Source organism: Chryseobacterium sp. (assembly GCF_008014695.1).
Classification (GTDB): Bacteria; Bacteroidota; Bacteroidia; order Flavobacteriales; family Weeksellaceae; genus Kaistella.
The window spans coordinates 361,388-380,710 of sequence record NZ_VOXE01000002.1 but is presented as its reverse complement, the minus strand read 5'-3'; the positions used below and the strand labels follow the sequence as shown (position 1 = coordinate 380,710).

Sequence of the window (19,323 nt, the reverse complement as noted above, 5' to 3'; positions counted from 1 at the left end):
TTAATTCAATCTTTTAAAACCGCCATGGCAAACAGGGCCTTCTAACAGATCAGCGATCTGCAATTCTCCTTTTTCACAACGTGAAATCTGTTGATAAACCGTTTCTAAAGCATTAAAATACCAATCCAGATTTTCGTCATTGTGAGCGGTTGAAGCATAGAAATTGGTACTTGCCAAAAATCCTTTCTTTAACATTTCCTGTGCAATCAGCGTTTTATACGCTAAGGCATCAGGACTGTTGAAACTGTAGGTACTCAGCGATGGGATTCCGGAAATCGAAATTTCCAGATGATGGGCGTCCGCTAATTTTTGCCATCCTTTTCTCATCTTATTTCCGTTCTCCGTTATAATCTCCCAGGATTTTACGCGCTCCATGACCTTTAATGTAGCCAGCGCCGCAGTCGGACCAATTCTTTCGGTCCAGAAGGTACTGCTGATAAAGGTGGTCTGTGCTGCTTCCATTACTTCTCTCCTGCCTACTACTGCAGTTAAAGCATACCCGTTGCCAATGGTTTTTCCATACATGGCCATATCGGGCTCCACTCCATACTTTTTATAAATTCCTCCGAAAGTTTCTCTGAAACCGGATGTACATTCGTCAAAAATCAAAACAATGCCTTTTGCCGTTGCCAGATCCCGGACTTTCTGAAGAAAATTATCTTCGGGCCCGAAATTACGAACCACTTCCATTTTAATCACACCAATATCATTGTTTTCAACAATGGTCAGTAATTCTTCGTAATTATTATAATTGAAAGGGTAAACGGTATCTTTTAAATTCTTAGGCACCCCTTTTGGACTGAGCCCTGCGAGCAGATGGCCTGACAAATCATCACCCCCACCATTGTGATTGGCAGATAAATACCAGTCATGCCAGCCGTGATATCCACAGATCGCGACTTTATCTCTGCCAGATGCAGCACGGGCGATCCGAATCGCAATAGAATTGGCCTCACCGCCACTACGGGCCAAACGGACCATATCTGCCCAGGGATTAATTTCAATTAATTTTTCAGCCAAATAAACTTCTTCTGGACAGTTAAGTGTGGACATATTTCCATTTTTAACTGTTTCGATCACCGCCTGGTCCACTTCATCATTACCGTAGCCAAGCGTATTGGTACCAATACCCATTATCGACATATCCAGTAATTCTTTACCGTCCAAGTCCCAAACGCTTATTCCTTTGGCTTTTGAAAAATATGAAGGCCATTGGTCCGGCAAAAACATTTCCGGCCGTTTTGAAAGCAACATTGTGCCTCCCGGAATCAACGTTTTCGCTTTTTTATATAATTCCTGTCCTGTTCCCATTAGTTATCATTTTTTAAAGATTTTATCAACCCTTCATTTCTAATAATCTGACCGTTCACGGTACCCAGATTATTATCAATAATATAATTTGTATATTCTATCCAGGATTTTTCAACCCCTAATTGATCTATTAAAATTTTAATCAGGTCAAAATCCCTGCTTTCATCAACAGTCATTCTTATTTTAGAATAATCTGCCTGGCATGGGAAATTAGCGGCCTGAAATAAACTTCCTCCATTAAAATCCGAATGATTTCTGATATACGGAGTTACATGTTCACGTTCCGATAGCAATATTGCATTTTTCCAGGCACTCTCTAATGCTGCAAATTTAAAAACTTCTATGTCCTGCCCGTCAGGGAAATTTTCAACCAAGACATTTGACCCATAGTCTATGTCTTTTTCCTGACTGAACGCAATTACTTTATCTACTAATTCTGGATCTATAAGCGGACAATCAGAGGTAACCCTAACGATCCAATCGGCGTTTTTATCTTTTACCGCCTGATAAAAACGGTCCAACACATCTGACTCTGATCCTCTGAAGGCAGAGAATCCCCATTCGTTCGCTTTGTCGTAAATGACATGATCTTCTTGATTAACTGTAGTGGCAACAATAATTTCGGAAACATTTCTGCATTTTTTCAGTCTTTCCAAATGAATCTGAAGTAATGATTTTCCTGCAATCTCTTTCAGCACTTTGCCAGGTAATCTGGTGCTTCCGGATCTGGCCTGAGTAATTAATATCGTTTTTATTTCCATAATGATGGATTTAACAAATCTAAATCTTTAACTTTTAACGAATTTATTCTGGAGATGGTCCGCTGATCTATTTTATAATCCAATGCTTTTACATTTTCTTTCAACTGACTAACCGAATCCACCCCTATCAGCACTTGATCTATATTTTCCTGACTGAGGCAATAGCTTAATGCTAAATTGGAAATGTCCGTATTGGCCTCATAGGATATATCTTTAATTGCCGTTAACTCCTCCGATAATTTTTGAGATATGCTGTTGTTTTCGAATTGTGTCTTAAAGAATAATCCTTGCAGGAAAGCCGATCTGGTGTGGATCATTTTTCCTTTTTCTTTTAATTTTTTCATCAGATCGCCTCTAACGGTTTCATTGTCTAATAAATTAAAAGGCATTTGAACAACGGTAATATTGTCATCCAACAACAAAGACTCTATCTGACTATTTGTATAAACAGAAACACCAATATGTTTAATCAAACCCTGGTCTTTCAAATTATTCAAAACCTCCAGAGCTGATTTATTATCTTCATATGAATCAAAAGAATGAAACATTAAAACTTCTAAACAGTCAACATTTAAATCCTGTATGTACGATTGTATTTTTTGCTCTATTTCTCCCGCAACCAGGTCATGCGGAACCTTTGTAATAACTTTAAATTGACTTTCAGGATTGCCTGAATGAAAGTGACCAATTACTTCATGGGCATTCCCATAAGCTTCGGCGGTATCTAAAGTCTCTATACCCAACTCAAATGCTTTTGCCAGAATTAAACAGCTGTCCTCCAAAGATATTTTTCCCGAACTGTTGTTAATTCCATAATCCAAGCCCATCTGAACCGTTCCCAGGATAAGTTTATTCATACATTAAGATCCTTACTGTAAAATTCTTTAATTGTATTGATAACAAAGTCGAGTTCCTCTTTTAACAAAGTAGGATACATAGGCAGACTGATACAGTTCTTATAATAATTCTCGGCATGAGGCATATCTCCTTCCTTCCAGCCAAACTGTTTGTAATAAGGCATTAAATGGGCAGGAATATAATGGATTTGTGCCAATATATCTTTTGTTCTGAGATATTCATATAATTCCAGTCTGTTTTCCACCTCAATTACATACAGATGATAAGCGTGCCCTTCAATTACCCCAGACTGTCCTTTTATAAATGGCTGGTTCTGAAATGCCGCAAGGTAAGTTTGGGCAATTGCGCGCCTTTTAACAAGTCCCTCATCTGCTCTGTTTAATTGGCTCAGGCCCAAGGCTGCCTGAAAATCGGTCAACCGGTAATTATATCCTAAATTCTGCATTTCCATATACCAGCCTGGATACTGTGTTTCGCCACTGTTTCCTCCGTTTGCAAATTCTATAGAATTCAAATAAACATCATCAAATTTCGTAATTCCATGCGAACGTAGTCTGTTCAGTTCTTTGTACAGTTCTTCATCATTAGTGGTGATCATGCCCCCTTCACCACAGGCAATATGCTTTACAGGATGAAAAGAGAAAACAGCAAGATCTGCAAAATTTCCGTTACCACAGTTTTGATTTTTCCCATCGCTATCTACAAAAAATCCACCCGGTGAATGGCAGGAATCTTCAAGAATCCACATATCGTACTCATCGGCAAGTTTTCTGAATTCTTCCAGATCATTAGCACGTCCGGCAAAATCTACCGGTATAATTCCTTTATAAGTCCCCTTGGGCGAGCTTTCTACCAATTCTCTGACCTTGTTGATGTCCAAAAGATAAGTTTCAGGATCGATGTCCGCAAAAACAACATCTCCGCCGCAATATTTTACACAGTTTGCCGAGGCAACAAAAGTAATAGGAGTGGTAATCACTTTATCTCCCGGTTTTATACCGAGTGCCAATACGCTGATATGCAGCGCTGCAGTTCCGTTAGATACTGCAACTGCATACTTGGCACCAATATAATCTGCAAAATGATCTTCGAATTTTTTAATGGTTGGCCCCTGCGTCAGCATATCGGATTTTAATACTTCAACTACTGCCTGGATGTCCTCATCCGTTATGTTTTGACGTCCGTATGGAATTTTATTCATTCTGTTGGTTTCTTTGTTATCTTGATTCTGGCAAATCAATGAGTTACTAAATTTATATAAAAATTACCTAATTCTATTATTGTATCAATAAAAAATTTACAGTCTGCCATCGACTTCCTGTTTTATCAAACCTTTTACATCATATAGAACACCGTGTGGTTTCAGATATTTCCTAAAGTCCTGGTCTAAATATACTTCATGTGCGACAGCAAGGATGACGGCGTCATATTTCAGTGTTAAAGAATGAGATCGAGAGGATTTAATGTCTCCATCTGTAATCTCAGGGATTTCCGTTTGCACAATAATGCCAAAGTCCTTCTGCACTTCCGCAGCGTTTACCAAAGGATCGCAGGTCCTAACTTTTATCTCGTATTCTTCTAATGTCCTGATGATATCAATAACTTTTGTATTCCGGAAGTCGGCACAGTTTTCTTTATAGGCGAATCCCATGATAAGAACCTCAGCGCCTTTTATAATCATCCCCTTCCTGATCATTGCCTTTAAAACCTGATCTGCCACATATAATCCCATGGAATCATTAACACGTCGTGCTGCAAATATGAGCTCAGAATAATGTCCGACTTTAACTGCTTTATCAGCTAAAAAAAATGGGTCCACTCCTATACAATGACCACCAACTAGTCCAGGTTTAAATGGAAGGAAGTTCCATTTGGTACTTGCGGCACTCAGAATCTCTTGCGTATCGAGATTCATAAGGGAAAAAATCTTAGACAGTTCATTAACGAAAGCAATATTGATGTCGCGCTGGGCATTTTCAATGACTTTGCATGCTTCCGCAATTTTGATTGAGGACACGAGATGGGTGCCTGCAGTGATAACAGTCTTGTACAGAGCATCTACAATCGTAGCGCTTTCAGGCGTAGAGCCCGAAGTTACCTTGATAATTTTCTCAACTGTCTTTTCTTTATCTCCCGGATTAATTCTTTCCGGTGAATAACCGCAATAAAAATCCTCATTAAATTTCAGTCCGGAAATACGCTCCAGGATTGGGATGCATTCCTCCTCCGTCACTCCCGGATATACAGTGGATTCATAAATCACCAAATCGCCGTTTTTCAGCACCCTGCCCACAATTTCAGAAGCCTCATACAAATACGTAAGATCTGGAATATTATTTTTATCTACTGGTGTGGGAACAGTAACAATAAAGGTATTGGCTTCACGCAGCGTTTCAGGGTCTGCAGAACAGTACAAACCGATATCTGGCGATAAGACCGCAGACACTTTATCTTTTGAAAAGCACGAAAAAGGACCGTGTGAAAGCAGGACTTTGTTCAGAGCACCTTCTGAAATTTCGCCCGTCGAATCTCTTCCCTGCTTAAGCTCCTGAATCCGTCTCGGATCAATATCGAAACCTACTACACCGTAGCGCTCAGCAAAGAGCCGGGCCAAAGGCAATCCAACATATCCGAGACCGATGACGGCAATAGCGTGGTGCATGAAGTAAGGTTAATAGTTAAGAAGCCGGATTACGGTTTGAGAAACTCAAACCATTTTTTCTTTTTAGTTCCTTCTGTATAATAACCGTACCCGTATTTGTTCCCGTAACTTAAATGGATATTCCGAACATCATTCAATACAATGGCAAACTTGCCCTTCGCATTTTCTCTCATCATCTGATCTGCAAATTCCAGCATATCTTTATCGGTATGTTCCGCGCGCATTACATAGAGCAGAAGGTCCATATAGCCCAGAAGATTGAAGGTATCACTCACCATCAGCATTGGTGCTGAGTCAATAATGATATAGTCGTAGTGTGGTTTTAAATTATCAAGGACCTGTCCAAATTTAGGATCCGCCAGAAGTTCGGTCGGATTCGGGGCAATACTGCCGCTTGGGACCACATCAAGATTGGCATTTAAGCCCGAGGGCTCTATATAAGACTGTATCGATGTGTCGGAAGAGGCCAGAAAATCAGAAAGACCAATACTGGAAAGGTTCATAAATCTCTTAAACTGGGGGTTTCGGATGTCTGCTCCAATCAGGAGTACTTTCCGGTTCTGAGACAAGGATAAGGCAGTATTGACGGATATCGTCGTTTTTCCTTCACCCTTCACGGATGAAGATACGAGGATAACAGGTGCCAAACCGTCCAAAGGCTTCTTCAGTACAAATTTCATATTCGTCAGCATAATCCGGAAGGATTCGGCAAATGAAGAGAAATCATTTGTCTTAACAAGGTCTCCGTCAACTTCGCCTGCATTTGGTATTTCCCCAACAACGGGTACATCCGGCAATGCCTGAAGTATTTGACGGCGGCTGTGTACATAAGTATCTAATGCAAAACGGCCATAAAGAAACCCGGCAGGCAATAAAAGACCCAGAAGTGCTGCGGCAAGGTAAATGACATTTTTTTTAGGCGCTACCGGAGAACCAATCGTATAAGCCGGATTAACAATCTTGGCTTTCGGGGTTTTCACAGAGAGGCCAATGGAAGTTTCCTCTCTTTTCTGAAGCAAATAAAGGAATAAGGCCTCTTTAAGATTCTGTTGTCTCTCAATACTGCGGAACACCCTTTCCTGTTGCGGAAATTTACTGAGGTCTGCACCTGATTTTGAGATCTGGTCCTGAATCTGACCCATCGATACCTGTAGGCTCGTACGGGATTTTCGTAAATTATCACGAATGAGGTTACGCATGGAAGCAATATCGCGGTTAAACTGCTGTACAGCAGGATTCGATGGAGTTGCCTGTCTAAGCGTCCGGTTTCTCGTCAGTACAAGCTGGTTGTATTCATCAATCACGGTATCGAGACCCGAAGGCATGCCCACATTGGTCGGCAAAAGCTGGTCATTGGCAGAAGAATTGGCAATACGAAGGACTGAATCTACCATTTCCAATTGCGTGCCGATATCAAGCATCTTTTTGGTATTGTCGCTGGCGTTTTCCAGGCTCAGTTTGGCCTGAACCTCAAGGTCAGCAATTTTATTGGCATGTTTGAAATTTTCTTTCTGAGATTCGATACCACCCAGTTCCCGTGTAATAAGGTCGAGTCTTTCATCGATAAACTCTGCAGTAGCCAGGGCTTCGGCATTCTTATCCTTGATCGCATCCGCATTATACTGTCTGATGAGCTCGTTAAGGATATCCTCAGACCTAAGGGGATCTGTCTCCACCCGGGATAGTTCCATAATACTGGATTTTTTCTGGGGGATGATGACACTGATGGAGGCTTCAAGCTGATCAGCGACTATTTTTGGGTTGACTATATTAAGTTTTAGGGTTTGATTAAACTTAACCGCTGTGTTTCTCGTAAGGATGAATGATCCAAATTCGGTCAATACCGGCCGGCCGAAAGTCCCTGATATTTCCTTTTTAGCATCTTTCAGTTTAAAACCGTTAGCTCCGAGCGGAGATATGGTATAAGACTGAGAGGTAAAATTACGCGCAGATTTTAAGGTAAGAATCTGACCATGAAAAGGACTCAGCTGGTAAAGTTCACTTTCTTTTATATTGCCTTCACTTACTGCATTTATCTCCAAATTAAGACTCTTTACCACATTGTACAACAAGGGCTTCGATTTAATTACTGAAAGCTCATTATCCACTTCATTGCTGGTTAACCCTGAGGGCAAAGCCATATTCTGAAAGTCCTGAAGACCCATCATCCCACCCTGGGTGCCGGCAGCGGTTTTCACATAAAGAGAAGCTTTGCTCATATACTGAGGTGTCGTATAACGCAGGTATATCCAGGCCAACAGAAGAGCCAGCAATACAAAACCTAAGAACAGGGGCCAATAGAGCAGGTAGCGCTGGATCTGTCTTTTAATATCAGCACTGTCCCGCGTCTGCGAAAAATTTTCTGTCAATTCCATTCAGTTTATCTTAATAAGGTAATAAGTATAGAAGCCAGTCCCAAAACCACCCCTCCTATCTGGAAGGCAAGGTTACGGTTGGGATCCACATTGGCGGATTTTTTCTTGATATCATCAGGCTCCACATACAGTACATCATTCTGCTGCATATAATAATAGGGAGATGAGGTGATATTTCTGTCTGTAAAATCAATAATATGTGTTTGATCAGCACCGTTTTCAGTACGGATCAGCTTCACATGGGTACGGTCCCCATAATCGGTCATATCGCCCGCCATTCCCAAAGCCTGGAGCAGCGTTACTTTATCAGAGGCGCTTGTATACTGGCCCGGATTCTTGACTTCGCCCAGCACCGTTACATTGAAATTAAGCTGACGTATGGAAACCAGAGGATCGGAAAGGTAGGTCAGCAGGCGTTTCTCCAGATCTTCCCGGAGCTGTGCCATCGTCATTCCTTTTACAAAAATTCTCCCCAGAACCGGAAAAAAGAGATATCCTTCATTGTCGATAAGGTACCCCTGAGGAGCGGTCTGAGCCGCCTGAGCATTGGCCACTTCGTCCGGACTGCTCACCTGATTCATTGAATGGAGGTTAAAGGGTCTAACCGCATATTCATCGAAAGCGGTTACCTTGATGTCCAGAAGGTCTCCTGACTGAAGGCGGGAACCTTCAAATACGGCCTGCTTCACCTGCTCTTCGGCGACGGATCGGTCAGATTCCATATATACCATATTCTGTTTGGGCTTGCAGGAAAGCACTGCCATTAAAATAAAGAGAAGCCCCAGGAGGCTTGTGAATTTTTTCATTCTAAAATACTAGTTACTGCAAATATAAGCAAAAAAGTTATTTGTGTGAATGATTGGAAGAAGAATTCTGTCAGAATACACAGGATTTAAAGTGCGAACAAAAGGATATCCAACACAGGTGTAACTGCAGATTCCATTTCAAATTAACGCTTTGGAGACACACCTTCTAATCAATGTTTAACTCCTATGATGTTAAAAGCACATTAACTCATAAAATCTGTATTCCAAGAAAGTTATTAACTACCTGCAAAACCCTGGATAACCTACGGAAAACTCTGGAATATTCCCTTTTGTATATACCATTATTGTAAAGATGACTGGACCATAAGCATAATATCCTAGCAGGACATTAAAAAAGCAGCTTCTGCGGAGAGAAGCTGCTTTTTTATACTGCAAATCGATTCTTAGTTTTTGTCCGCTGATTCTATTGTGGAAGATTGGCATTTAGCATATCGGGCTGCCAGTGCCAGACCTGCGATCAGCAAGAGCGGAATATAACCGTCAATCGGGACAGGATCTCCAGGGTCACCGGGTGCCCTGCCGGCAGTTTCAGGCGCTGCCTCCTGCCCGTTGCCGAAAAAACGGTATTCTTTTTCCTGGCTGAAGGATACACTGGAGATAGATATGGCGGTGATCAACATTGTCTTTTTCATTGATGTTTACTGGTTTATTTGATGATTTTTTTGGTGGCAGTTGCCGAGTCGGTTTTAATCTTAAGGACATATACCCCTTCGGTAGTCAAGGTGACTGCAGCCTGAACTGCATCCAGCTTTAAGGCCTGAACAAGTCTGCCCGAAGCGTCGTACACTTCTACCGAACGAAGCATCTCCGGCGAATCGATGATGAAATCATTTCCGGAACGGTATACTTTCAGGTCATTTTTATCAGCTGCTGATGCTGTTCCGAGGAGACTCTGTTTGTACACGATTTCAAAACGGTTCGTGAAATCCCCCGCATTGGATGCAAAGGTATAGGAGCCATTTTGAAGATTGGTCTCGGTTCCCAGCAGTTTGTCTTTCAGGTACACCGCCTGTCCGTTCGCAAAAAGGCCTTCTTTCAGCGTCAGCGCAATCGTGAACGTTCCGGTTTCAAAATGCTTGTTGCCCAGCTGCACCACATCGTTCACATTGAAGCTTTCCCTCCCCTGAATAACCAGTTTTTCAGGCCCCGCCAGACTGTAAAAAGCATCGGAGCCGGTCGCGATCGATTCCGAATCATACGCATCATACGCATTGGAGGCTCCCTGCCCGTAGGTGACCGCCTGCGAGAAATGGGTACTGTAAGGAGTGGTGAGTTTCAGCCAGTATTTGCCGTCATCTGCCACTACATTTTTATTCACGCTGACCCCAGCATCAGCAACCCGCATGCTGTTGGTAAAGGACAATGTATTGGTAAGTGCCTCTACAATAAAGCCCTGCCCGATTTTTGCCGAATTTCCTGAAGGAGTCATGGAAGTGGGCGCTGATACCCAAGTAGATCCCGCTGCATTGTACGTGGCATACCCTACATTCACCGTTGTGCTTCCCGACTGCGTTGTGACACTGTTGCTGGTGTTGTCCCAGAACCAAAGGGTGGAGGCAATATTGGCCGTGTTTGCCGCATAGAATGCCGCCAGGTCAAGGTTTGAAGGATAGGGGTTGCCAACCAGATTATAATTGCCGCCCGCAAGGGTCAGGGTCTTGCTGATACTGCCGTTATTCGGTGTCCCGCTAAAAGTGAGGTTCGGAGCTGTTGCCGGAATCTTCACCGAATAGCCGAACCCGGCCGTCGTTGCAGTAGGGTTCGGCACCACCGTATAATAATCGGTTGCCGTGTTATACGTCATTGCATATTGCGGAGTGAAGCCCGGAAATACCGCATAAATATTGGCTGCGGCCACAGGCGAGGACCAGAATGCATATTTATTTGCCACACTGGCACTGTTTCGGTTGGCGGCAAAAGTGCCGGTTCCGGAGTACGTTCCCGAAGCGGTCTGGAGGAAGTTCCCGCCATCTTCCACAACGATGCTCCCGTTATTGGTGACACTCCCCACCGTTACACTGTTGCCATCTGTGATCGTAAGTGTACGCGCAGCGTTCAAGGTGATGCTGTAGGCCGCAAAGGATGCACCAGCGTAATCGGAAGTGATGACCACCGGCAATGCAGCATCTGGACCTGTTCCATTGGACCAGGCGGTACCGTTCCAGGTGACTGCCTGCACATTTAGGGTATAATCTTCCGCTTCACTGTAACCGTCAGAATCACAGGGCGTCGGTAATGCATCCCAACGTAAACGGACTCTCATTCTGTATTGTCCAGGGGGTGTATTAGAAGGTATCTGGATGCTTAACGGACTTAAACTGGTTGGTTCATCTACAACGTCGGTTGCGGAACCTAAATCATATGCTTCACCTGTCTCAAAAACATGATTGTTATTCCAGTCGATCCATGCGGTAACAAAATCAGTATAATAACCCAGTGTATTTGCATTTACAGAGAGTGCATAACTATTGCCGGCTGTAACATTGGCAATTAGACTTGTAAAATCAGTATAGGCTTCTGATGTGCCTCCCGCGTTGTTATTAAGATCAGCAAAAATAACCCGGGTAATTCCTGTATCATCATTGCCATCGGCTGTAGGAATACAATAGGTGACAACCTGAGCCCCCACCGAAAAGGAGCAGAGCGCCAGGCATACCAGCAATTGTTTAAAAATGTAGTTTTTCATCATGTTTAGGTGTTTTTAATGTTTTTATCTGATGGTAAATTCGCACTAAGCCGCCGGGACTTCCGGTCCACTTCTGGTTACTAACCCTGAAATACTGCCAGTTCAGTCATTCATCGCGCCGGAATTAAGTGCACTCAAAGAAATCTTTATTTTAACATGCATCAGTATTAATGTGAAAACAAAATATCCGTCAAGTAAGTTTAATTATGAATTGAAGCTCACTATTGCCCTTCGGTAACGAAGTTCTGGATTATTGTTCATCAATTTTCAGCGGCATCGGGTGAAAGAAAATGCACGAATGACACTGCCACAGCGGTGTGCCGACTTGATATCATCTGATGAGCCGGGACCGGTCAAGTGTTACGGGGAAAGGAATCCTGAAAAAGCGTATTGGGCAGATGAGCCGGAAGTAAAGTCCTGAACGTTGTGCGTCATGGTTGAGTTTGGACAAAGATAGAAAAAAACCTCCAAAAACGGATATATTTCGCATACTGGGCATGGAAATATGTGCTTGAGAGGCCTGACTGGCTGAAAGGTTAAGAAGCTAGAGGGTTATGCAGCGGGATAATGAGTGGAGACTTTATGCTTGGGAAAAAAAAGCAGCTTCTGCGGAGAGAAGCTGCTTTTTTATACTGCAAATTGATTGTTAGTTTTTGTCCGCTGATTCTATTGTGGAAGATTGGCGTTTAGCATATCGGGCTGCCAGTGCCAGACCTGCGATCAGCAAGAGCGGAATATAACTGTCAATCGGGACAGGATCTCCGGGGTCACCGGGTGCTCTTGCGGTGGAATAATCCGGTTGCTTATGGTCATTCTGGAAAAATTTATAGTCTTTTTTCTGACCAAATGCTGCGGTGGAAATTACAATTCCTATGATGAATAGTGTTTTTTTCATTTTTTTATTATTTAAGAACTTTTCTGGATACTTTGCCGGAATCGGTACTGATCTGGAAGAAATAAACCCCTTTGGTTAAATTGGTAACTGTCTGTTTGTTTAAACCGGAGATAATGGACTGCATCAGTCTTCCTGAAGCGTCATAGACCTCTATTGAACGGATCTTTACCGGCGAATCAATAACAAAATCATTTCCGGAACGGTAGACCTGCAGTTCTCCAGTATCTGTGGCAGACACGGTTCCGAGGAGACTCTGTTTGTACACGATCTCAAAACGGTTCGTAAAATCCCCTGCATTGGATGCAAAGGTATAGGAGCCATTCTGAAGATTGGTCTCGGTTCCCAACAGTTTGTCTTTCAGGTAAACCGCCTGTCCGTTTGCAAATAATCCTTCTTTTTGAGAAAGTGAAATCGTAAACTGTCCGTTTTCGAAATGTTTATTCCCTAACTGCACCACATCGTTAATATCAAATGCAGCGCGCCCCTGAATGATGAGTTTCTGCGTTCCGGTTAAGCTGTAGAAAGCATCAGAGCCAGTCGCTATCGCTTTTGAGTCATAGGGATCGTACCCATTTGATGCCCCCTGCTGGTAAGTCACGGCCTGTGAAATGTATGAACCGTAAGGAGTGGTGAGTTTCAGCCAGTATTTTCCTTCATCTACTACTACATTTTTATTCAGTGAAACTCCGGCTGTTGCCACCCTCATGCTGTTCGTAAACGCGAGCGTAGTGGTAAGAGCCTCTACAATGAAGCCCTGCCCGATTTTGGCAGCATTCTCTGAAGGTGCAGTTGAAGTTGGCGCTGCAACCCATGTAGAACCAGCGGCATTATACGTAGCATAACCTACGTTAACCGTTGTATTTCCGGACTGTGTGGTGACACTGTTGCTCGTATTGTCCCAGAACCAAAGTGTTGAACCAATATTGGCACTATTTGCCGTATAGAATGCAGGCAAATCGAGATTGGAAGGATACGGGTTGCCGACTAAATTATAGGTATTCCCCACAGTCGATAACGTGGTGTTAAAACTGCCGTTATTCGGAGTTCCGATAAAAGTAAGATTCGGAGCTGTTGCCGGAATTTTTACCGAATAGCCTATTCCTGCTGTTGTAGCAGTGGGGTTCGGCACTACATCGTAAAAATCGGTAGCAGTATTATACGTCATCACATATTGCGGTGTAAATCCAGGGAAAACCGCATAAATATTGGCCGCCGATACCGGTGAAGACCAAAAGGCATATTTATTTGCTGCACTTGCACTGTTTCTGTTAACCGTGAAAGTCCCTGATCCTGAATACGATCCTGAAGCGGTCTGGATGAAGTTCCCACCGTCATTTACAACCACTGCACCATTATTGGTCAGATTGTTGGAAGTAACAGTTGTTCCGGAATTAAGGGTAAGAGTTCGTGTAGCATTAACCGTTAAATTATTTGCCGTAAACGAGGCTCCCGTATAATCATTATCGATTACTGCATCAGTACTGGCGGATGGGTTACCACCACTCCATGTCGTACCATTCCAAGTTGTTGGAGGAGCAGGAATTTCACTAAGAGAAATATTATCAAATAAAGCTGTGCCTGTTTGTCCGAGAATAATTTTGAAATCAATCAGACCCACTGAAGAAGTAGTAGCAGATCTTGAAAATAATGTTTGAGTTGCACCAACCCAAATATCATATCTATCAGCTGCTAAAGAAACGGTAGTACCGTCCGGAGCCAAATAATCAATTGAAGTAGCACTGTTATTTATATACCACGAAATAGTTTGGTTCCCAGAAAAAGTGCCAGTTCCGTTTACAGAGGCAGAGATATCTCTAAATGAATAGCTCCCATTTGCAAGTGTATTAATTCCAAATTTAGAGTGGGTAGAAGCATTTGATGGAGCTGAATTTGCTGTGCCCAAGGCTGTGCCAACTGCAACCGTTATAGCGCTTGTAGTTGCTGTTGTAGAAGTTGAATTAAAATCAAACTTGAGTAGTAAGGTAGCAGCTGCAGTGCCATTAAAATTCGTTTTAGTAGCAGCACCAGCGTTACCTGTTCTTACAGCCTGTAATACATTACTTCCGTTTACTGACCAGGTTGTTCCTGCCCCGGAAGAAGAGATGGCAGTAAATTGATTTGAACCACTTCCAATGTAATCGCTTAAAGTAGTCGACGAATTGAAATTTTGGTTAAAATAATTTTGCCCCCAAAGACCAGCGGAAAAAGCCAATATCCACAAAAAGAGGATCCGTTTAAAAAATAAATGTGTTTTCATTAATTATGTGATTATGTTATGTGGCAAAAATAGAAACTTAAATGAAAATACTAAAACATTTTATGTTAAATTAACATGAACAAAACTTTGAAATTCAACACTTTAATTTCATCAGGTGGCGGAGTGCAATCCTCTGATTCATTTCGCCAAAAAAACAAAGGCGGAGCATAGCATTGGGTGCTGTATTTGGGTGATACCTTACCTTATCCTACAAGCGAAATCAGCAAAAGCCCCTACACAAGAGCATACTTCTAGACACCTAAAAATATGACATACAGCACTTTATAATTAATTCAAATATAAAATAAATTATCAAATACGCCAAAAAATGAGACAGAATGTGGAAAATGTCGGGTATTGGTTTTAAGCTTTAGGATGTAAGGTTTTGGTGATGAATGTTGGATTCATTCATATCCCTAAATCACGTATTTTTACACCAAACAAAAAGATATGCTCATCATTGATTCCCCAACCACAGATGCCTATTTCAATATTGCCGCAGAGGAATATTTGCTCACACGGTTCCCGGTGGAGGATCTTTTCCTGCTCTACGTGAACGCACCCTCGATTATCGTAGGAAAATTCCAGAATACCCTCGCTGAAATCAACCTCGACTATGTACAGGAGAAGAACATTAAAGTTGTCCGGAGAATGTCCGGAGGAGGGACCGTATATCACGATGAAGGCAATCTCAATTTTTCCTTCCATACCCCGCTCGGGCAGCATGATTTTATGGATTTCTCGGTTTTCACACAGCCGGTCATCAAACTGCTCAACCGTCGCGGAGTTCCTGCAGTTCTGGAAGGACGAAATGATTTGCTGGTGGAGGGCCGCAAATTCAGCGGCAATGCCAAACTCGCCCGCCACGGGAAAATGATCCAGCACGGAACCCTTCTTCTGGACTCCGAAATGGAAGTCCTTGGGGAGGCTTTGAAAGCAAATCCGCTGAAATTCACGGACAAGGCCACAAAAAGCAACCGCTCGCGGGTGACCAATCTTCTTCCCTATCTTCCGGCCGATACCACCACAGCCGACCTCAGGCAGTGGCTTACTGACGAGATCATGCAAAACAACCCCACCGCACAGCGTTATGAACTTACCCCCGACGATCATGAAGGAATTGAAAAACTCGTGGAAGAAAAATATTCGACCTGGGACTGGAATTTCGGATTTTCGCCCAAATACAACTTTCAGAAAGCTGCCAAAGTTCCGGCCGGATTCATTGAGGTGCATCTGGACGTTGTGCACGGCATTATTGGGAAAGCAAAAATATTCGGCGATTTTTTTGCCTCAAGACCCATTGAAGATTTCGAAGCGCAGCTTATCGGCGTCAGGCACGAAACCGGCGACCTGAAGCAGGCGCTCTCCGCCCTGAACCTTACGGAATTTTTCGGGAAGGTAACATTGGAAGAGATTTTGGGCGTGTTTAAGTAGCGCTTCGGGGTCGCAAGAGTGAGGCGTTGAGTTGTGGAGGCGTTGAGTTGTTCGGTGATTTTGGATTGTGGATTTGGGATTTTGGATTGATGGGTGAAGTGTTGGATAGAGAAATTCCGGATTGTAAAATGAGGCGCGCTTCGGCTCTCCTAGTCACGGCCATTAGTCGCTCAGTGAACGCGTACCGGAAACGGCTTAAATGATTACCCGCTCAAAAGCTTCAACGCTCGACCTTCGTACGCTATGACTTTTCTAACCTTCTGACTTCTTACCCTTAATCGTCCTCTACTCCCTATCGACGGGCTTCTGTAAACTGTAGCTTTGCCTTTTTACCCGACTCCCGCAATTCTTGAACACAAAGGACACAAATATTTACACAAGGGACACAAATTAACAGCAATCCGAATAAAGCATCAGAGTCCGAGATGATATTGCGTCGTTGTCGTTCCCTTCGACTTCGCTCAGGGATCACCTCCTCCTCGCAAAAACGCTGTCGAATGTTACACAGGACCACCTCGTATATTGTACATTTCACATGATACTTTTTACGCACGTTTTCACAATTCGTCCTTCTTTACTTGGCTCTTTTTACTTGGCTCTTTTTACTTTTGCCTTGGCTCTTTAACTTACTCCCCTTCCATCACCCTCAGTATTTCCTCGTACTCAAACCCTCTTCCAATAAGGTAGGTGATGGTTTTGGATTTTTTCTGGTATTCCTTCAGGCCTTTCTGCTTAAGATAATGATTTTGGTAGATTTTTTCTAAAGTCCTGTCATAATCCTGCTCATCAATTTCATCAAAACAGCGGTTGATAAGCTTTTCGGAGATGCCTTTGAATTTCAGATGGTTTCTGATCTTGTTCCGGCCCCATGATTTCATGTAGAATTTGCCGCGTATGTAGCTGCGCGTAAAACGTTCTTCGTTGAGGAAGTTTTCCTTCAGCAGATAGAGCAGGATTTCCTCTTTCGCTTCGGGAATAAGGAGAAAATCGCGCATCTTCTGCTCCACTTCCTGATGGCAGCGGTCCTGATAAACACAGTAGTTCACCATTTTCTGTTTGATCTCAGGGAAAGTGTAGGATTTGTGTTCCACGAATGTTAGATGTTAGATGTTAGATGTTAGATGTTAGATGTTAGATACAAAATTAAACGGAAACCTGGAAATTACGCTATCCTTTAGAATAAAAAATCCAGCCAAAATTATTGACTGAATTTGATTTATTTTTTGAACATCTGCTTCTAACCTGCCTCAAAGATTGCATCGTTGCCGCTTCTCCTACTCGCAAAGACGTTGTCGGATTTCAGGGCAGGAATACTTTTACATTTTACTTTTGCCTTGGTTCTTGATTCTTGATTCTTGCCTCTAATACTGAAACAGCGGCCGCGAATCCATCAGTTCATTCACTTTTTTCCGGACGCCGGAAATAACGCTTTCGTCTTTGAGGTTCATCACGACATCGTTGATGAGACCGGCAATGATTTCCATGTCATTTTCTTTCATTCCGCGGGTGGTAATGGCGGCAGTTCCGAGACGGATTCCCGAAGTGGTGAAGGCGGATTTGTCATCAAACGGCACCATGTTTTTGTTACACGTAATATCGGCTTTAACCAGGGCTTTTTCGGTTTCCTTACCGTTCACATTTTTATTTCTCAGGTCGATGAGCATGAGATGGTTATCGGTACCGCCGCTCACGATATCGAAACCGCAGTCCACCATTGCTTTCGAAAGTGCCTGCGAATTCGCAATCACCTGTTTGGTATAGATTTCAAATTTTTCATCAATGGCTTCCGCAAAAGCCACGGCTTTCGCGCCAATGACATGCTCGAGCGGACCGCCCTGAATTCCGGGGAATACAGCACTATCCAGAACCGCGCTCATCATTTTTGTTTCGCCTTTCGGGGTTTTATGGCCGTACGGATTTTCAAAATCCTTGCCCATCATGATCATGCCGCCTCTCGGTCCGCGCAGGGTTTTGTGCGTAGTGGTGGTTACGACATGGCAGTGTTCAAATGGATTATTGAGCAATCCTTTGGCAATTAAACCGGCCGGATGCGCGATATCGGCCCATAAAGTTGCCCCCACCTCATCGGCTACTTCTCTGTATTTTTGATAGTCAAGATCCCTGGAATAGGCAGAAAATCCTGCGATGATCATTTTCGGTTTCACTTCGAGGGCTTTCTGGCGCATCGCGTCATAGTCGATAAGTCTGCTTTCACGGTCAACACCGTAAAAATTGGCCTGATACTGAATTCCTGAAAAATTTACGAAACTTCCGTGGGTCAAATGGCCTCCCATCGACAGATCCAGTCCGAGGATCGCATCGCCAGGTTTCAGACAGGCCAGATAAATGGCTGCGTTCGCCTGGGAACCGGAATGCGGTTGTACATTCACATAATTCACACCGAAAAGTTCTTTTGCGCGGGAAATGGCGAGGTTTTCCACTTCGTCCACGACTTCGCAGCCGCCGTAATATCTTTTTCCGGGATACCCTTCGGCATATTTATTCGTAAGGACGCTGCCCATGGCTTTCATCACATTGTCGGAAACGAAATTCTCTGAAGCGATGAGTTCAATTCCGTGGGTCTGTCTCTGTCTTTCCTTTTCAATAAGGTCAAAAATCGGGTCCTGCATTTAAATGTTGGGTGTTAGGTGTTGGGTGTTTACTTCCAAATATTGAGTGGCGAAGTTAAAAATCCGCCGTCGGATTTGGCGTTTCAAATTTAAGTAAAAAATTCATTGGTGGGAAATGGTGATGTGGTTTTGTTTTCCCCGATTTGCTTTTTAGTTTCCCCTGTTTTTTGCGTAATTGACAATTTCTTACATTTCACTTTTGTCTTGGCTCTTGGCTCTTGAATTTTGCCTCCTTCCATATTTTTGAATACCTTTACCGACTCAAATATTGAAGAAATGAAAAACAAAAAGAAATATAAAAAAGAGGTCCTGAAATCCCTTCAAAGTCTGGCTTTTTTGGAACATGAACTGCTCGAAACCATGACCAATCTGATGCTTTTGAAAGAACTGAAGAAAAACGATATCAGTTTTTCAGAAGGCGACACATTCTCTTTCGATGACAGCATCTTCGATTACAGCGCCGACAAAAACATCCGCAAAATTGCCAAACTGCGCAAAAAAATGCTGAAAACCATGAACAAACTCGTGGAGAAAAATAACTTTAAAGACAAACAGATCGAGTTTTTGGCTTAAATTATTCTTACATGATATCCAATTGATATAATATTGTTTATCAGCATCTTACAA

At 42.9% G+C, this 19,323-nt stretch carries 16 protein-coding genes; 2 read left to right on the top strand and 14 right to left on the bottom strand.

The genetic code is table 11. From position 1 onward, the window contains the following. The 11 genes from FUA25_RS13345 to FUA25_RS06170 all read right to left on the bottom strand — a co-directional run bounded on the left by FUA25_RS13345 (position 1) and on the right by FUA25_RS06170 (position 14,632). Positions 1–1,311 carry an aminotransferase class III-fold pyridoxal phosphate-dependent enzyme gene (locus FUA25_RS13345; protein WP_228411658.1) on the bottom strand — a complete coding sequence of 437 codons (1,311 nt, stop codon included), beginning with the start codon at positions 1,309–1,311 and terminating at the stop codon, positions 1–3. Further along, positions 1,311–2,072, bottom strand: a complete 762-nt coding sequence (locus FUA25_RS13340) for a cytidylyltransferase domain-containing protein (RefSeq protein WP_228411657.1) — start codon at positions 2,070–2,072, stop codon at positions 1,311–1,313. Before FUA25_RS13340 ends, FUA25_RS13345 begins: the two co-directional genes overlap by 1 nt. After that, the gene (locus FUA25_RS06210; RefSeq protein WP_147756035.1) at positions 2,063–2,929 is read right to left on the bottom strand and encodes an aldo/keto reductase; all 867 of its coding nucleotides are present in this window, start codon (positions 2,927–2,929) and stop codon (positions 2,063–2,065) included. The genes FUA25_RS13340 and FUA25_RS06210 overlap by 10 nt, the downstream gene beginning before the upstream one ends. Next, on the bottom strand, positions 2,926–4,131 hold the full coding sequence (pseC, locus tag FUA25_RS06205) for a UDP-4-amino-4,6-dideoxy-N-acetyl-beta-L-altrosamine transaminase (RefSeq protein ID WP_147756034.1): 1,206 nt from the start codon (positions 4,129–4,131) through the stop codon (positions 2,926–2,928). Before pseC ends, FUA25_RS06210 begins: the two co-directional genes overlap by 4 nt. A 96-nt stretch (positions 4,132–4,227) precedes the next feature. After that, positions 4,228–5,592, bottom strand: a complete 1,365-nt coding sequence (locus tag FUA25_RS06200; protein WP_147756033.1) for a nucleotide sugar dehydrogenase — start codon at positions 5,590–5,592, stop codon at positions 4,228–4,230. Positions 5,593–5,621: 29 nt separating this feature from the next. After that, positions 5,622–7,967 (bottom strand): tyrosine-protein kinase, encoded by a 2,346-nt coding sequence (locus tag FUA25_RS06195; RefSeq protein ID WP_147756032.1) that lies wholly within the window; start codon positions 7,965–7,967, stop codon positions 5,622–5,624. Between the two features lie 5 nt (positions 7,968–7,972). Continuing rightward, positions 7,973–8,773: a polysaccharide biosynthesis/export family protein gene (locus FUA25_RS06190; protein ID WP_147756031.1), complete on the bottom strand. Its 801-nt coding sequence runs from the start codon at positions 8,771–8,773 to the stop codon at positions 7,973–7,975. A gap of 404 nt (positions 8,774–9,177) precedes the next feature. After that, on the bottom strand, positions 9,178–9,426 hold the full coding sequence (locus FUA25_RS06185) for a hypothetical protein (RefSeq protein WP_147756030.1): 249 nt from the start codon (positions 9,424–9,426) through the stop codon (positions 9,178–9,180). A 14-nt stretch (positions 9,427–9,440) separates the two neighbouring features. Then, a complete protein-coding gene (locus tag FUA25_RS06180) occupies positions 9,441–11,483 on the bottom strand; it encodes a GEVED domain-containing protein (protein WP_147756029.1) in 2,043 nt (680 codons plus the stop codon). A 643-nt stretch (positions 11,484–12,126) separates the two neighbouring features. Beyond that, positions 12,127–12,375 (bottom strand): hypothetical protein, encoded by a 249-nt coding sequence (locus FUA25_RS06175; RefSeq protein WP_147756028.1) that lies wholly within the window; start codon positions 12,373–12,375, stop codon positions 12,127–12,129. 7 nt (positions 12,376–12,382) lie between these two features. Beyond that, positions 12,383–14,632 carry a T9SS type A sorting domain-containing protein gene (locus tag FUA25_RS06170; protein WP_147756027.1) on the bottom strand — a complete coding sequence of 750 codons (2,250 nt, stop codon included), beginning with the start codon at positions 14,630–14,632 and terminating at the stop codon, positions 12,383–12,385. 450 nt (positions 14,633–15,082) lie between these two features. Here FUA25_RS06170 and FUA25_RS06165 point away from each other — a divergent pair, with 450 nt between their 5' ends. Further along, on the top strand, positions 15,083–16,066 hold the full coding sequence (locus FUA25_RS06165) for a lipoate--protein ligase (RefSeq protein WP_147756026.1): 984 nt from the start codon (positions 15,083–15,085) through the stop codon (positions 16,064–16,066). 626 nt (positions 16,067–16,692) lie between these two features. On the opposite strand, the gene FUA25_RS06160 is transcribed toward FUA25_RS06165, so the two are convergent. The 3 genes from FUA25_RS06160 to FUA25_RS13235 all read right to left on the bottom strand — a co-directional run bounded on the left by FUA25_RS06160 (position 16,693) and on the right by FUA25_RS13235 (position 18,935). Beyond that, on the bottom strand, positions 16,693–17,115 hold the full coding sequence (locus FUA25_RS06160; RefSeq protein WP_147756333.1) for a regulatory protein RecX: 423 nt from the start codon (positions 17,113–17,115) through the stop codon (positions 16,693–16,695). 312 nt (positions 17,116–17,427) lie between these two features. Continuing rightward, entirely contained in the window at positions 17,428–18,696 is a 1,269-nt protein-coding gene (gene glyA / locus FUA25_RS06155) for a serine hydroxymethyltransferase (RefSeq protein ID WP_147756025.1), read from the bottom strand. Between the two features lie 89 nt (positions 18,697–18,785). Further along, positions 18,786–18,935, bottom strand: a complete 150-nt coding sequence (locus FUA25_RS13235; RefSeq protein ID WP_185146664.1) for a hypothetical protein — start codon at positions 18,933–18,935, stop codon at positions 18,786–18,788. A gap of 37 nt (positions 18,936–18,972) precedes the next feature. On the opposite strand from FUA25_RS13235, the gene FUA25_RS06150 reads away from it, so the two are divergent. After that, entirely contained in the window at positions 18,973–19,269 is a 297-nt protein-coding gene (locus tag FUA25_RS06150) for a hypothetical protein (protein WP_147756024.1), read from the top strand. The last annotated feature ends 54 nt before the right edge of the window (positions 19,270–19,323 follow it).